Source organism: Cryobacterium sp. TMT2-4, from assembly GCF_004402575.1.
Taxonomy (GTDB): Bacteria; Actinomycetota; Actinomycetes; order Actinomycetales; family Microbacteriaceae; genus Cryobacterium; species Cryobacterium sandaracinum.
This window is the reverse complement of record NZ_SOGE01000025.1, coordinates 184,338-199,161: the sequence shown is the minus strand read 5'-3', so window position 1 is coordinate 199,161 and position 14,824 is coordinate 184,338. Positions and strand designations below refer to the sequence as shown.

Here is a 14,824-nt window from a genome sequence, read left to right as displayed (position 1 = left end):
CAATACCCCTATGTGCAAGGATGGACAAGGGGATAATGCGATTCGAGCGGTTCCTCTCTGCCTAGTACTACCGGAGGAACGCGCGTGGAGCTCAAGGACTACCTCAGGATCTTTCATAAAAGTTGGATCCTGATTCTCGCTTGCACCCTCTTCGGAATCGCCGGCGCGGCCGGTGCGGCCATCGCGACCACCCCGAAGTACATCGCCAACACCCAGCTCTACGTGGCGGTACAGGCCTCCGCCGGCGCTGTGACCGGAGACCTGGTTCAGGGAACCAGCTTTGCCCGGCAGGCCGTCACGTCGTACGTCGACGTCGTCAACAGTGCCATCGTGCTCGACGAGGTCATCAAGCAACTGAACCTCGACCTGACCGCCGCGCAGCTCGCCTCCACCATCACCTCCACGTCACCCCTCAACACCGTTCTGATCGACGTCTCGGTCACGAACAGCGACCCGGAGCTCGCGGCGCAGATCGCCAACTCCGTCGGGCAGAACTTCAGCAAGGTCGTCGTCGACCGCCTTGAGAAGCCCGATGGCGACGCAGCCAGCCCCGTGAAGATCGAAACGATCCAGCCGGCGATCGTGCCGACCACGCCGGCCAGCCCCAACGTGCCGCTCAACATCGCCCTCGGCCTTCTCGTGGGTCTCGCGGTCGGCATCGGGCTCGCTGTGCTGCGCAGCGTGCTCGACACCCGCATCCACAGCCTGCACGACATCGAGCTCGTCACCGACTCACCGATGCTCGGCGGCATCACCAACGACCCCGGCGCGAGCCTTCGCCCCCTGGTCGTGCACACCGACCCGAAGAACCCGCGGGCCGAGGCATTCCGCAGCCTGCGCACCAACCTCCAGTTCGTGAACATCGAGGGTGGTCCGCGCAGCTTCGTGGTCACCAGTTCGGTGCCCGGTGAGGGAAAGAGCACGACCACGGCGAACCTCGCAATCGCCCTCGCCGAGACCGGCGCCCGGGTTGCGTTGATCGACGGCGACCTGCGCCTGCCACGCGTGGCGGAATACATGGGCATCGAGGGCGGCGTCGGCCTTACCGACGTGCTCATCGGTCGCGCCGAGCTCGCGGACGTTCTGCAGAAGTGGGGCAAGAACAAGTTGTTCGTTCTGCCCAGCGGCCGCGTTCCCCCGAACCCGAGCGAACTGCTCGGCTCCGCTGCGATGGCCCGCATGCTCGGCGCGCTCACCGAGGAGTTCGACGTGGTGCTGATCGACGCCCCGCCGCTGCTGCTGGTGACGGATGCCGCCGTGCTGAGCAAGCTCTGCGGCGGCGCCATCATGGTGGTGGCCTCCGGGCGCACGAAGCGCAATGAGCTGACCAGCGCCGTGAAGGCTTTGGAGCGCGCGGGGAGCCGCCTCGTCGGCATGGTCATCACCATGCTGCCCACCAGGGGGCCCGACTCCTACGGCTACGGCCAGTACAGCTACGGCACGATTCACGAGGAAGAGAAAGCCACTGTCGGTGCCGCAGCGCCTGCGGGGCGGGGCATCCGCAAGGCCCGACGGAGAACCGCCTGATGCAGACCTTCTCCATTCTCACGGTCTGCTCGGGCAACATCTGCCGCTCGCCGCTGGCCGAACAGCTCTTACGTGTCGGCCTGGCGTCGTGGCCGCAGGTGCAGCTGGCCAGTGCCGGAACAATCGGCCTGACCGGTCAGGGCATGCCAGCGCAAGCCGCTGACCTGTCGCGCCATTTCGGCGGTGACCCGAGTGCCCACGTGGCCCAAGAGCTGACCGCCGACCACGTGCAGAACGCCGACCTGGTGTTCGCGATGTCCCGCGAACACCGACGCGCCATCGTTGAGCTTGTGCCACGCGCCATCCGTTACACGTTCACGATCCGCGAGTTCGCGCGTCTCGTTGCGGACCTCACCGATGACGACCTCGACGAGGCTGCCGCCCTGCCCCTCGATGACCTTAATGGGCGCCTCTCCACTCTGATCGGGTTGGCCGCGTCTCAGCGTGGCGCTGTCGCTCCCCTGGTATCGGCCGATGACGATGACGTCGTTGACCCCTACCGACGCAGCGACGAGGTCTACGTGGAGTCTGCCCAGCAGCTCGTGCCCGCAGTCAATGCGGTGACGGCACTGTTTCATCGGGCCGCAACGGTGCAGCGGAAACTGTGAAAGCCGTGGGTAGCCCGAAACCGAAATCAGTGAGTCGGAAGAACCGCGACAGCGTGCTCCGACGGCGCCTGCTCATCGTCGGCCTGGCAGCGTTCTTGCTGTTCGACGTCGCCTTGGTTTCCTTCGCACTCACGAGCACGAACCCTTCAGACGGCTCGCGCGCGGTGGTCGATGCCCCGGTAGTCGAGCCTGTCGAGACCACACCGCCGGTGGTCGAGCCTGTCGAGACCAGCGAGCCTGCCGAGACCACAGCAATCACCTCCCCACCCCCCACCCGCATCCTCACCGCCCTAAACGCGTCCACGGTCTGGCGCGCAAACACCGGCGACTGCCCCGCCGCCACCGCGAACCCCGAACTCACCACCGACGCCGGTGAAACCTGGTCAGCATTCGACGCGTCAGACGGCACCGACGCCTCCTCCATTCTCTCCATCTACATCACCAGCAAGTCCGAGGCCTCCCTGGTGACCCTCACTGCAGAAGACTGCACGCCGCAACGCGTAACCACCTTCGTGGCCGGCGCCCAGTGGCAGGAATACCCCGATCGGGTCGGGACTAACTGGTACGTGGACCCGGCGGACCGGGCCACCGTGCACGGCCCCACCGGCACGTTCCCTGCTCCCTGCACGTCGGTCATCGCGCTGGCACCCCGCACTGACTCCACTGCAGCCCTGCTCTGTTCAGACGGCAGCCTGTTCCGCACCGATGATGGTGCCGCAACCTTCGGGTCCGGGGTCGCTCTTCCCGGTGCCGCCAATCTGACCGTCAGCGACGACGGTTACATCATCGTGGCCACGGATCAGGCCGACTGCGCGGGCGCCCAGCTGCTCGCGACGTCTGAAGAGCCCGACGGGGCGCTGAGCCCGACCGGATGCCGTGAGGAGGCGGTCACGCCGGGAGATCTGGCGGTAGCAGCCGCCGAGGGAATTGTCTGGCTGTGGGCGGGGGACGCAGTGAGCACGTCGAGTGATGGGGGAACAACATGGCAGTGAGCGACTTTGCAACGACGAGAATGCGGGAACTGCACGGGTCGGTGCCGCTGGTGCGGTTCGGCACGCAGTTCGCGTTCGATGCGGCAGCCTGGGTCATCGCCCTGTTTCTGGCCGAGATTCTCCGCTATGAGTTCGACCTTCAGCTGATTGACCTGCGGCCGCTGCTGGCGCTGTGCGCAATCGCGTGCCTCGTCCAGTTCCTTGCCGGTGGTGCCAACCACCTCTACCAGGGGCGTCACATCTACGGGAGTTTTTCTGAGGTGCGGGCCCTGCTCGGGGTCGTCCTTGCGTCATCCGTCATCCTGGGCATCCCGGTTGCCGTCGCCGGAACGATGGTCGGCATACCCCGCAGCACGGTCTTCATCGCCCTGCCCATGGCCTTCGTCTTGATGGGCGGCGTGCGCTATGTCAAGCGTCTCCTGGTGGAACGGTCGGTGGTTCCCAAAGAGGACATTCAGAAGGCCCTGATCTTCGGCGCCGGCTACATGGGGGCGTCGATTGCCCGGCGCATGACCACCGACCGAAACTCGCCCTTTCTGCCGGTGGGGCTCATCGACGACGATCCGCTCAAACGCAATCTGTGGCTCCATGACGTGCGCGTCGTCGGTTCTCGTGCCGCCCTCTCCGCTGCGGCTCAGGCCACCGGGGCAACTGCGCTGGTCGTGGCGATCGCCAAGGCCGATGCGTCCTTGCTGCGTGAGATTACGGATGCCGCCAAGGCTGCGCATCTCAAGGTCTTGGTTCTTCCTCCCCTGGAAGAGCTGCTCAACGGCAAGTCACGCCTCAACGATCTGCGCGATATTTCGATCGAAGACCTGATCGGTCGTCACCCCGTTGACACTCATGTGGAGTCGATCGCCGGCTACCTTGCGGGCAAGCGCGTGCTGGTCACGGGTGCGGGCGGTTCCATCGGTTCCGAACTGTGCCGCCAGATCACCAAGTTCGGCCCGAGCGAACTCATCATGCTCGATCGCGATGAGACTGGCCTTCAGGGCACTCAGATCTCCATCCTTGGTCACGGGCTTCTCGACACCAAGGACGTGGTACTTGCGGACATCCGCGATGCCGAGGCATTGAAGTCCATTTTCGCTGAGCGTCGCCCTGAGGTCGTTTTCCACGCCGCTGCCCTCAAACACCTTCCGATGCTCGAGCAGTACCCCGACGAGGCATGGAAGACCAATGTGCTCGGCACGCTGAATGTGCTCGAAGCCGCCCAGGCGGTCGGGGTGACCACGTTCGTGAACATCTCCACCGACAAGGCCGCGAACCCCACGAGTGTGCTCGGGCATTCCAAGCGCGTTGCCGAGAAGCTCACGGCGTGGGCCGCCCAGGCAACCGATCGCTCCTATCTCTCGGTTCGCTTCGGCAACGTCATTGGCAGCCGTGGCTCGATGCTGCCCACCTTCACCGCCCTCATCGAGGCCGGCGGACCGCTGACGATCACCCACCCCGATGTCACGCGATTCTTCATGACCATTCCCGAGGCGTGCCAACTGGTCATCCAGGCCGGCGGTATCGGTGGTCCCGCCGAGGTGCTCATCCTCGACATGGGCGAGCCGGTCAGAATCCTCGACGTAGCCGAGCGAATGATTGGAATGTCGGGCAAGGACATCGAGATCATCTACACCGGTCTGCGACCGGGGGAAAAGCTGCACGAAGAACTAATCGGCGACCACGAAACGGACGCACGGCCGATCCACCCGAAGATCACCCATGCCTCGATCGCGCCGATACAGCCGAGCGCACTTAACAAAACCCGTTGGGCGGAGCGGTGTACCGAGAGCTTTCTAGCCGCTGCGGGGACAAATCTAGGATGACAGGCCCCAATATTATTGCAATCTTGGCTGCTCTGCTCGTGAGCATTTCCGCGCCATTAGGGGTGCGACCGCTCCTCACAAATATGAAAGTCATCGACTATCCGAATGAGCGATCGTCGCATTCGGCACCAGTCTTACGCGGAGCTGGTTTGGCGCCCCTCTTGGGGTTCATAACCGGCATGGCCCTGCTGGCCAGCATTGGGGATCCACAGCTGCCACAACTTCTCGTGATCGGCGTCACAGCGGCTGCGGTCGGTGCTCTTGGCCTGATCGAGGATCTCCGCGGTGTAAGGATCATTGTGCGTGCGAGCACTCAACTCATGATGGGTGCCGGCGCGACATGGGCTCTCGTATTGATGTTCCAGGCGGATCTCTGGTGGGTACCCGTTGGGGCGCTCTTCTTTGCTGGCTACACAAACGCTGCTAACTTCATGGACGGCATCAACGGTGTTTCGAGTCTCCACGGCGCTTCCATTGGAACCACATTTGCGATTATCGGGGTGTTTACCGACCAACCTTGGCTCATCGGCACCGGATTGGTGCTCGCAGTTGCGTTTCTTGCGTTTCTGCCGTGGAACCTAGGTGGGCGGGGCATGTTCCTTGGAGACGTGGGTAGCTATCTCCTGGGCGGGGCTATCAGCACTGTCGTCATTGCAGCAGTCCTGAATGGCACATCATTCATTGCAATGCTCGCACCTCTGGGGATCTATCTGGCAGATACCACGGTTACCTTGCTCAGGCGGATCGTTCGTGGAGAAGAGTGGCAGCACGCCCATCGCTCACATGTGTACCAAAAGATGACCGATGCGGGGATGCCGCATTTGGCTGTCGCTCTTGTAGTCACGGTGGCGACGCTTGCGACGGGTGCCCTGGGCCTTCTCAGCCTCGATGGGTCGATTGCCTTGTCAGTGGGCGCGTTGGTCGGGATCGCTGCGGTCTCCATGCTTTACCTGTCGCTGCCGAAGATACTGGCGGCTGGAGCGTCAGCTGTCTTAGAGGGTGGCGGAGTCGCCACAGCGCCCGCGGTGCAGATGCTAGCCGCAGAACCGTCATCGCTTCGCTGGGCTGTCGTTGGGGGCACCGGATTTATTGGTTCTGCTCTCGTTGAAGGGCTGCGGCAACACGGCGTCCACGTCGTTAGCGTTACCGCGCCACGGCTCGAGCTCCCCCCCAGTGCCACGCCGGCGCAGTTACGAGCAAAGGTGCACGAGAGTTCGGAAGCTATCGCAACCATGGAGACAGCCTTTAGCGGAATTGACGTTGTTGTGAATGCAGCGGGGCTTGCTGTGCCCGATTCTGAGAGCAGTGACGGGCTCTTCGGTGCGAATGCACTCCTTCCTGCAATCGTCCTTAGCTCTGCGGAGGGTGCGAGCGTGCATCGGTTTATCCATCTCAGTTCGGCGGCGGTGCAGGGGCGACGGCAGATTCTAGATGAGTCGGCGGAGACCTCTCCTTTTTCCCCATATTCGCGTTCAAAGGCTCTCGGCGAGTCGGCCTTGCTCAGCTACTCAGGGGGTCTGGAGAGAGTCGGCAAGACAGAATCCGTTATCTTGCGTGCAACATCGGTCCAAGGGCCGGGGCGATCGACCACTCGCCAACTTCAAAGACTTGCTCAGTCTCCGTTAGCATCTGTTGCGAGTCCAGGGGATGCTCCGACGGTGGTGAGTTCGCTGAGGGGCCTTGTGGAATTCATCATGAGCGTGGGTAATTTTGCGAGCGTCGTGCCTCCAATCGTCCTTCAGCCCTCGGAAGGAATGACAACATCGTCTGTTCTAAGGCTTGCTGGTGGCCGTTCGCCAATACGAATTCCAGCCCCACTCTGCAGAGGCCTGAGCGTTCTGTCGTATATAATCGCAAGCCGTGTCACGTCAGTCCAAGGGCCCGCGCGGCGACTAGAGCTTATGTGGTTCGGCCAGAAACAGGATGCCGCGTGGGCGCGGGAAAACGGCCTCGAGCGAGAGTCTTACGTCGGCGATGCCTTGCTTAGGGAAAGTGAGACCACTAGATGAGCTCTGCGACGGTGCTGGACTCTTGTTGAGGCCCGGCCGTGTTACGTGTCAGCGGGTCATGTGGAGAAAATGTGACGGGGGCAATCAATGAAGGGTTTGGGAGCGAATTGAAAAAGCGCGTTTTGTTCGCACTGACCGTCGATGAGCAGCTTCAAAACATAGATGGGATGGCTGAGCGGTTGGTTGATGCCGGATGGGACGTGCAAATCACTTGTTCACCTGGTCTTCATTCCGTGGAATTGAGCGCGAAGCCGGGCGTGGATGTGATTCCGATCAGCATTGCTCGAAACCCATCTCTTTTTCGTGACCTTGTTTCACTTTTCTCCTTAGTGAGACTGGTGCTTCGGACACGACCGTCGTTGGTTGTGGCTGGGTCGCCAAAGGCGGGTCTGCTAGGCCTAATCGCCGCGAAGTTGCTCTGTGTGCCGAACAGAATTTATGTTTTGCATGGATTGCGACTCGAAACGTCAAGCGGTGCTTTGCGGTGGGCCCTGACCCAGATGGAGCGGGTGACGATCGCGTGTTCGACAGAGGTCATTCCAGTCAGTCGCAGTCTGCGCCACAAGGCAATCGACTTGGTGCTTGGGCCGCCGGAGAAGTTCTCAGTAGTCGCCTCCGGTAGTGCGAACGGCGTAGACGTTGGCGAATTTGACTCAGAGCATTTTCCTCGGCACTTTGTTGATCGATTGGGCACGAAAATTGGGTTGATTAGGGACACTCCCGTAATCGGCTTCGTGGGGCGGCTAACTCTAGACAAAGGGATGGCGGACCTCGAGGCGGCCCTCCACATACTCAAGGCAAGGGGAATTCTCTTCCAACTGCTGTTGGTTGGGCGCGTTGACGATGAGTCTGGTGCAAAATCATTGCAACGTCTCCAGTCCATGGGTTTTTGCGTTACTGCAACGGGATTCGTGGAACGCCCTGCAATCTACTTTCAGCTGATGGATGTCTTTTGCCTCCCGAGCTTGCGTGAGGGGCTACCGACTGTGGTCCTCGAAGCATCAGCGTCAGGTATTCCTGTTGTAGTTTCAAACGCAACTGGTTCAGTTGACGCAATCAATCCGGGCGTGACAGGTCTTATCTACGAGATTGCAGACGCAGAGACCCTTGCAGACAATCTCGCGACGCTACTGGAGGACCGGGAACTCGCGCAGGCTATGGGGACGGAAGGGGCTCGCTGGGTGCGCCAATATTTTGATCGGGAACCAGTACAAACGGCGTACTTAGAGCGCTACGAGCAAGCGGTAGCGAGCTGAACTGCCAAGTGCCCTGCGCTCACATGGCCTGCGATATATTCGGCGCCCTGTGATTCGCTGAGTTTCTACCAGGAACTGGGACATTAGCTGCGGAAGGCCCCCGTGTTACTGCTCTGGGTCAAAGTGGCATCGAGATATCAGGCGGCTTCTGGTGAAGCTCAATGCTGTCAATGATCGGTCAAAATGAGAAAGCGAGAACCACGATGAAGATAGTGGACACGACAAATGAAACATCGGGAGCCCCGGTGAGTCGACCTACTGAATCCGTGCGGTCATTGCATGGAGTGCTAGCTGTAATTCCAACGCTCTCAGCCGCCCGGCTTCCAAACGTCCGAAGTCTCATACTGGCACTTCGAATGAAAGGTGCCGAAGTACTGGTAGTAGCGAACGGCCTTTCGGTTTACAACCAGCTATGTGCCGACGGCCTTCCAGTGATCACTGAGGGTAGCAATTTGGGTTTCGGAGCTGCCGTCAATCTTGCCGCAGCAACGTCGGGCGGTCATAAATGGCTTTTGCTCGTGAATGACGATATTGAATTGTCAGACCTAAGCATTTTTGATGGGCTGGAAGCGATTTCGACCGCGGGTGAAAACTCATTGGTGACCTTTGGAGATGAGCCCGCTTTGACTGTGCCTGCGGCGTGGGATGTGTACTCGAGCCTCTCGTTGTTCGCTGGCTTTCACCGGGGTGCGTCTTCCCAAAGAAAAGCGACGGCCTTGCCCTCGGGTGGGAGGACTAGGTACTTCCCATTCAGCCTGGTTGCGATCAGTTGGCCGCTCTGGAAAAAACTTGGCGGCCTCGATGAGAGATTCCCCTTCACGTACGAGGACGCAGACTTCACGCGCCGTGCTATCGCCGCCGGGGCCGCTCAGATTCAATTAACAGGGGTCGGTGTTCGCCACGGGCGCTCCCTGACTGGTCGAGCTCAGGTTGCTCAAGTCCTTCCAGTGGGTGCTTGGGGTGCCTATCAATACCTTCAAAAATGGACCTTTGGAAAGCGTAGGGCGGCAGCGGTATGCATTGTTGCACTGCTCTCTCGGGTCCTTCTGCTCCCCGCGTCGCGCGCGCGATTGAGTGACCACTTCAGGGGCACTATGAACGCCATCAACGCGATCGCCCGCAACGAAGCCCCGAAGCTTCCGGAATACAGCGATTTCTAGAGTGAGCTCGATAACACTGACTCATAAGGTGTCAGGACTAGACCGCCTCCTGGCTGCAGCCACCCTTGCGTCTCTTGCCGTCGGTCCGGTCTGGACACTGTCGTTTGGGGAGGGAAAACTTCTCCTCTCTCCGGCCCAGTTTTTGCTTATACCGCTTGTATTTCAATATGTCATCGCAAATCTGAACCTGCCTGGCACATTGCGTAAGAGTGGTACCTACGCTAGAACCGGTGGCCCGATCCTCGCGGCGGTTCTACTGATGATCCCCGTGTTTACTGCGTTCAACCCGGCAAGCGCTGCCGCCGCATTTACGAATTTCTTTTGTGGCGTGCTTGTGGGTTTTTTCATTGCACGGAGCTGGTCCGCCGCTGATCCTGGGTCGTTCGGGATCGTCGATCTGGGTCTTATGCTTTTCGTGCTCAGTTCTTCTGCGCAAATGTTCATGCTGTTCAGAGCCGCAGGTTCAGCTGGTGCGTTCCACTCAACCGCAGCAGCGTCGTGGGGCGGATCCAACTATGTTGGGGGCGTTCTGGTCATCGCTTCGTTTGCCGCCCTTGGTCGTTCGCAAGTCATGAATCGCGCATCGGGATGGATGCTTCTAGCGGCAGGCATCGGGCTTGCATCAGCCTTAATCACAACTTCAAGAGGAGCCGTACTTTCCTTAGGCGCTGGTCTGATCGTCTTCCTCTGGGGATACGGCAAGACTCCGCTCAGGCGCTTCTTGGTTCGCACAGCCGCTCTGGTGTCTCCTTTATTAACTGCATTCCTTCTCAGCACGATCAATAGCGCGCGGTTTGATGGGCAGGGTGGGGACTCGGCGAACATATCCGCTCGTTTTGAGCTTTTCGACATAAGTTGGAGTCAATTCCTGTCTTCTCCCCTTTGGGGAACAGGATGGGCAACTCTGGAGAGTGTGACCGTAGATCGCTTTGGAGCGCCACTGACCTTTGCACACAATCTCTTCTTTTCATTTCTACAAATCGGCGGCTTTCTGTCCATACCGATCCTCTTTTATATTTTGGTATCAGTCACATTGGGGATATCGCGCAGACACGCATTCGCTGCTGCCGCGGCGGCGATGTTCGTGCTAGCGCAAACCGAACCGATCTTTGAAGGTTTGGTTGGGGCTTCAATCGCCTTCACGATTCTTCAAGTAATTAATAACACAGGGCTCAACCCGGCGAGCGAAGTGCCTCATGGCTTCAACAATGCGATCGACCGGCTTGAGCATGGAAAGAGATCCAATCGTGTACCCAATGCGCGCTGAGGGAGTAGCCCGAGGACTCGCCCGGTTGCCCTGGCGCAATGTTGGTGGGTTCTCCCTTCTGCAAGTGCTCGCCGCGATAATGCCAGTACTAGTCCTTCCAGTGGTCACTCGAATCGTTGGGCCAGAGGGTTGGGTCGCACTTGCAATTGGCTTCTCCATGGGTGGAGTTGTCGCAATCCTCGCGAACTTTGGTTGGACGCTCACTGGCCCCGGCCTTGTCGCCGGTGAAGTCAGTGCAGCCGCACGGGAAACGTACGCAGAAAGCGTTCATGTAAGGGTGATCGCCTGCACAATTGCCGCCGTCTGCGCGGGTTTTGTTGCGGCCGAACTCAGCAATCGGGAATACATGAACCTTGCAGTCCTCATGACCGTAGCCGTCGGCATGAATGGTTTGAGTGCAAGTTGGTACTTTCTGGGTCGATCTCAGCCTGGCTTGATCGCGCTAACGGATGTCGGGCCGAAAGCCCTTGCAGCTACCTTGTCGATCCCGCTCATCCTGATAACACATGATCCGTCCGTGTATCCGATTCTCCTCATAGCAGCGTCAGTCGTAGGGCTTCTTGCGTCGAATTTAATGATTCTGAATCGCCTTTGTTGTCCGGTACCATCTTGGCGATCAGTGAGGCTGCGCGCTCGTCTAAATGCGTCGACCGTCGGTTCAGGGCTGGTAATCGCTGGGTATGGTGCTTTTTCCGTTAGCCTTTCGTCATTCGTGTCGGGGGCAGCGGTGGCGGTTGTGGCTAGTTTTGCAGCCTCGGTGCGCTTAAGGGCCATGGCTCAAGCGGTGATAGTAGCGGTGTCCAGCGGGTTGCAGGGGTGGGCAATAGAAAAGAATGATGGGCGGCATAACTGGGCGCGGATGCGCGCCAGTCTCATCGCCAATACCCTTGTCGGGGCACTAACAGGCACAGTATTTGTTGTGCTCGCGCCGTGGGCAACATTTTTGATTTTTGGGCCAGGAGTTAATGTCTCGTTCGCTACCGCGCTCTGGACGGGTATTGCCTGTTTCTTGTACTCAGTCAGCGCATCGCTCACGTACCATGTTCTCGCACCAACAGGTCACCTTCAGTGGATCGCAGCTTCCACGACTGCCGCCGCGATCGTTGGAGTTCCTCTCCTGCTGCTTCTGACTCCGGGTCTAGGCGCAGATGGCGCCTCCATGGCGGTGATGATTGCAGAAGCTGTTGTCGTTGCGGCCCAACTACCGAAGGGTATCTTCGTACTCAGGTCGATCAAACATGCCGGAAAGCCCAATCTAACTGACATCGTTAGCGATCAAGACCTGCGAGCGAGCACGTGAATCGGGTACTCACTTCTAGAAAAGATCACCCACGAGCGGTCGATGCGTAGGTCTGAAGATACGCCTCTGCGGCGACCTCGATATTAAAGCGGGAGCTGCCGGAATAGGCCTGCCTGGCTAGCCGTTCGTATGTGACCGAGTCGTCTCGCAAGGTTAAAATATGTTCAACGAGCTCATCGATGCTGTTGGTCCCGGCTTTGAATAGCAAACCAGACCGGCCGTTATCCACTACCTCATTCAGCCCCGAAATGTCCGGGCCGATCACTGGGCATCCTCGAGCCATGGCTTCCGCAGCGCCAAGACCAAAGCCTTCAAATAGTGAAGTGCTCAGAAGCACATGGTGCTCATCAAGTAGGTCGCTGATGTCGCTCCGCTGTCCGAGAAAAGAGACGCGGTCACTCAAGTGGAGTCTCTCAACTAGCGCCATCAGTTCCGCCTGTTGGGGGCCATTGCCAACAATAGTGAGAGTCGTGGCCGGCACTCTCGCGACTGCTGCGATGGAATCCTGAAGGTTCTTGCTCGATTTCAGCGTGCCAATTGCGATGAGCCGAAGCGGGCCGGCACCGCGGGGTGTCACACCATGCCGGCTGTGGAAGAACTCCGCTCCTATGCCATTTTGGATGGTTTCGATCTCTTTGTTCAGTCCAATTTCAAGAAAATGGCTTTGGAGGCTGGACCTTACGCCGGAACTGATCGCTATGATCTTGTCGAAGCGTCTGTAAGCCATGCGCTCAAAGGGGGCGAGGGCTGAAATCCCGGTACGACGATTATGCGTGCTGTGCTCAGTGAAAACCATAGGACTGGTTATCCCAGCGAGCGAAGCAAAATACAAGGTGGGGAAGAGATGCGCGTGAACTATATCGCTTGACCTCGTCGCCTTCGAAAGCCTCAAGATAGATGCAGGGTTTCGCGGGGCGTGCCCTAGCGAGATGACGTCTATCCCAGAGGTCTGAGCAAGCAGCAATGGGATGCCTGGAGAATCCGACAATGTGACGATTCGGACAGCGTGTCCCTTCTTGCGCATCTCAAGGCAGAGATTTACCACAAGCCTTTCAGCCCCAGCGGTAGACAAGCTATTGATGACGTGCGTGATGCGCATGGTCCTACTGCTCCCCAGTGTGTAAACATTCGACGACCAGAGTCGCAATGTGACGGTCCCTTGGCCCCACTCACTGAGCCCCTCTGCAGCTTGAGGCTAAACCAATGAGTGATTCGAGTATCGCATCCGAACTCGAAGGCCCAGAACCGCTCCAGGTATGACCACCGGCCGACAAGCACGCCAATTATCTGATGTGGTTCTATCTTGGCGTAGCTGTGGCGGGCTGGTGGTTCTTAAGCAGGTAGTGGGTGCCTTTGAGGCTCAAGACGTCGGCGTGGTGAACTTCCTCGTGCTGGCGTCGGTTCGCACGACCAAGCGATTCTCGCTAGGCAACGATTTGAGTTGGCTCTTCAGAGCCACGTTACGTGCGGCTTTCTTCAAGGGCGGAGCTTCTATGAGTACCAACTCTCTGAGCAAATCGATGGCTGGGTCTCTCGACGAACTTGTGAAACAACCACGCAAGCGGGAACGCACAACAGACGGAGCCGACGGCGGCCAACTGTGGGTGCATTGGGAGCAAAAAACCGAAGGCCACCACGATGGGCTCGTGCGTCAAATAGAGGCTGAAAGAGAGGGTGCCGAGCCAGACAAAGATGCGCCTTGAAAGCATCCATCGGGCAAACGGGGAGAACGCCGCCAGCAAGATGATCCCAAGAACGCCGATAAGTATGAGTGGCATCGTGAGCGCGCCCAAGCCCAGGCGGAGGGGGTTGAACATCCAAGTAGATAGGGTAAGCGTGGCACTGGCGATGAGTATTCCGCCCCATGCCATCCAGCCCAATCTTGACCCGTTGACCGCTTCGGCCCATGCAGAAACGTGCGGCCAGACGTGGGCAAGTGCCACCCCGATTGCGAACATCGGCAGGTACATAAGTACGCCGCTCTGAAAAGTCGACCCGACTGCAAGAAGCACGAGGGAGCTGGCCATCACGAGCGCCGGACTGATCATTCTGGCGATTGCCACGTAAATGGGCAGAAGTACGCTGAACAAGACCTCCCATTTAAGCGACCAGAGGGGCGTCACCGTGCCTGATACACCGTCCAAAAGCGTGGCGTCGGCAACCATCCCCGACACGGTGTAAGACTTTGGGTGCATTTCGAGCCACTGACTTGCCGATTGCCCGTCGCGGCTAACAACGACAATGGACAACGCCGTGAACGCGATCGCTGCTAAGACTGGAAGATAAAGACGGGCTAGTCGGCTTGGGTAGTATCGGGCCCAATCGAGCTCTCCCCTCGTGGCGGGAAGAGCCAGTACAAGACCGGAGAGGACAAAAAACAGGAAAACCGCTTCTCCTCCCGCCCAAGCAAGGTGAAGAGGAGTGTAGGCAAGGATGCCTGCCAGCCCGGTCGCGGGCGGTCCCGGGAAGTAGACCCCCGCGAGGGACGGCACGATGAGTGCGGCATGGTGAACGAGGACCACGACTGCAGCTAGGCCACGCAGCCCATCGAGTGACACCAATCGGTAACTATGGCGTGTCAACAAGGCTCCGATGGGTCGTTGTCGATTGCGCGGTGCAAAAAGATCGATTCTGACTCTACTGTGTGCATTGCCACACCCGGGCGGTGTGAGGCCTCGAAGGTTGAGCTTCACGCCCGTATGTCAGAGTTTTTTAGTTCCCAGTCTTCCGAGGTATTCCGTTCGATGAGCGCACGTGACGACTGCCAATGAGCAGGGCATGGCCACGGGCGAGTCGGAGTTGGCGCAGCACGGCGAATAAGCCTTGCCCCCGGTTAGTGGCCATGGGGTTATGCGCCTTTAGCGAAGACGACGTTTTGGTTCGAGAAT

General features: G+C 59.2%; 11 protein-coding genes. 9 read left to right on the top strand and 2 right to left on the bottom strand.

What is annotated here, in order from left to right; translation table 11 throughout:
- Positions 1–84: 84 nt before the first annotated feature.
- From E3O54_RS07270 to E3O54_RS07230, 9 genes are all read left to right on the top strand, one after another.
- A complete protein-coding gene (locus E3O54_RS07270; RefSeq protein WP_134401271.1) occupies positions 85–1,527 on the top strand; it encodes a polysaccharide biosynthesis tyrosine autokinase in 1,443 nt (480 codons plus the stop codon).
- Positions 1,527–2,135: a low molecular weight phosphatase family protein gene (locus E3O54_RS07265; RefSeq protein WP_134401270.1), complete on the top strand. Its 609-nt coding sequence runs from the start codon at positions 1,527–1,529 to the stop codon at positions 2,133–2,135. Before E3O54_RS07270 ends, E3O54_RS07265 begins: the two co-directional genes overlap by 1 nt.
- A 29-nt stretch (positions 2,136–2,164) precedes the next feature.
- Positions 2,165–3,127, top strand: coding sequence for a hypothetical protein (locus E3O54_RS07260; RefSeq protein WP_134401269.1), 963 nt, complete (start codon positions 2,165–2,167; stop codon positions 3,125–3,127).
- Positions 3,124–4,944, top strand: a complete 1,821-nt coding sequence (locus E3O54_RS07255) for a polysaccharide biosynthesis protein (RefSeq protein ID WP_370247502.1) — start codon at positions 3,124–3,126, stop codon at positions 4,942–4,944. The genes E3O54_RS07260 and E3O54_RS07255 overlap by 4 nt, the downstream gene beginning before the upstream one ends.
- Positions 4,945–5,105: 161 nt before the next feature.
- On the top strand, positions 5,106–6,953 hold the full coding sequence (locus tag E3O54_RS07250) for an NAD-dependent epimerase/dehydratase family protein (protein WP_166805216.1): 1,848 nt from the start codon (positions 5,106–5,108) through the stop codon (positions 6,951–6,953).
- A 38-nt stretch (positions 6,954–6,991) separates the two neighbouring features.
- Entirely contained in the window at positions 6,992–8,209 is a 1,218-nt protein-coding gene (locus tag E3O54_RS07245) for a glycosyltransferase family 4 protein (protein ID WP_166805215.1), read from the top strand.
- A 356-nt stretch (positions 8,210–8,565) separates the two neighbouring features.
- A complete protein-coding gene (locus tag E3O54_RS07240; protein WP_134401266.1) occupies positions 8,566–9,369 on the top strand; it encodes a glycosyltransferase family 2 protein in 804 nt (267 codons plus the stop codon).
- A gap of 28 nt (positions 9,370–9,397) precedes the next feature.
- Positions 9,398–10,636, top strand: a complete 1,239-nt coding sequence (locus E3O54_RS07235) for an O-antigen ligase (RefSeq protein ID WP_134401265.1) — start codon at positions 9,398–9,400, stop codon at positions 10,634–10,636.
- On the top strand, positions 10,566–11,936 hold the full coding sequence (locus E3O54_RS07230) for a lipopolysaccharide biosynthesis protein (RefSeq protein WP_134401264.1): 1,371 nt from the start codon (positions 10,566–10,568) through the stop codon (positions 11,934–11,936). Before E3O54_RS07235 ends, E3O54_RS07230 begins: the two co-directional genes overlap by 71 nt.
- 25 nt (positions 11,937–11,961) lie before the next feature.
- Here the strand turns inward: E3O54_RS07230 and E3O54_RS07225 are convergent, their stop codons facing one another.
- Together E3O54_RS07225 and E3O54_RS07220 are read right to left on the bottom strand one after the other, a co-directional pair.
- The gene (locus E3O54_RS07225) at positions 11,962–13,035 is read right to left on the bottom strand and encodes a glycosyltransferase (protein WP_134401263.1); all 1,074 of its coding nucleotides are present in this window, start codon (positions 13,033–13,035) and stop codon (positions 11,962–11,964) included.
- 361 nt (positions 13,036–13,396) lie between these two features.
- Complete coding sequence (locus E3O54_RS07220) at positions 13,397–14,494, bottom strand: acyltransferase (RefSeq protein ID WP_241976789.1); 1,098 nt, start codon at positions 14,492–14,494, stop codon at positions 13,397–13,399.
- Positions 14,495–14,824: the final 330 nt, after the last annotated feature.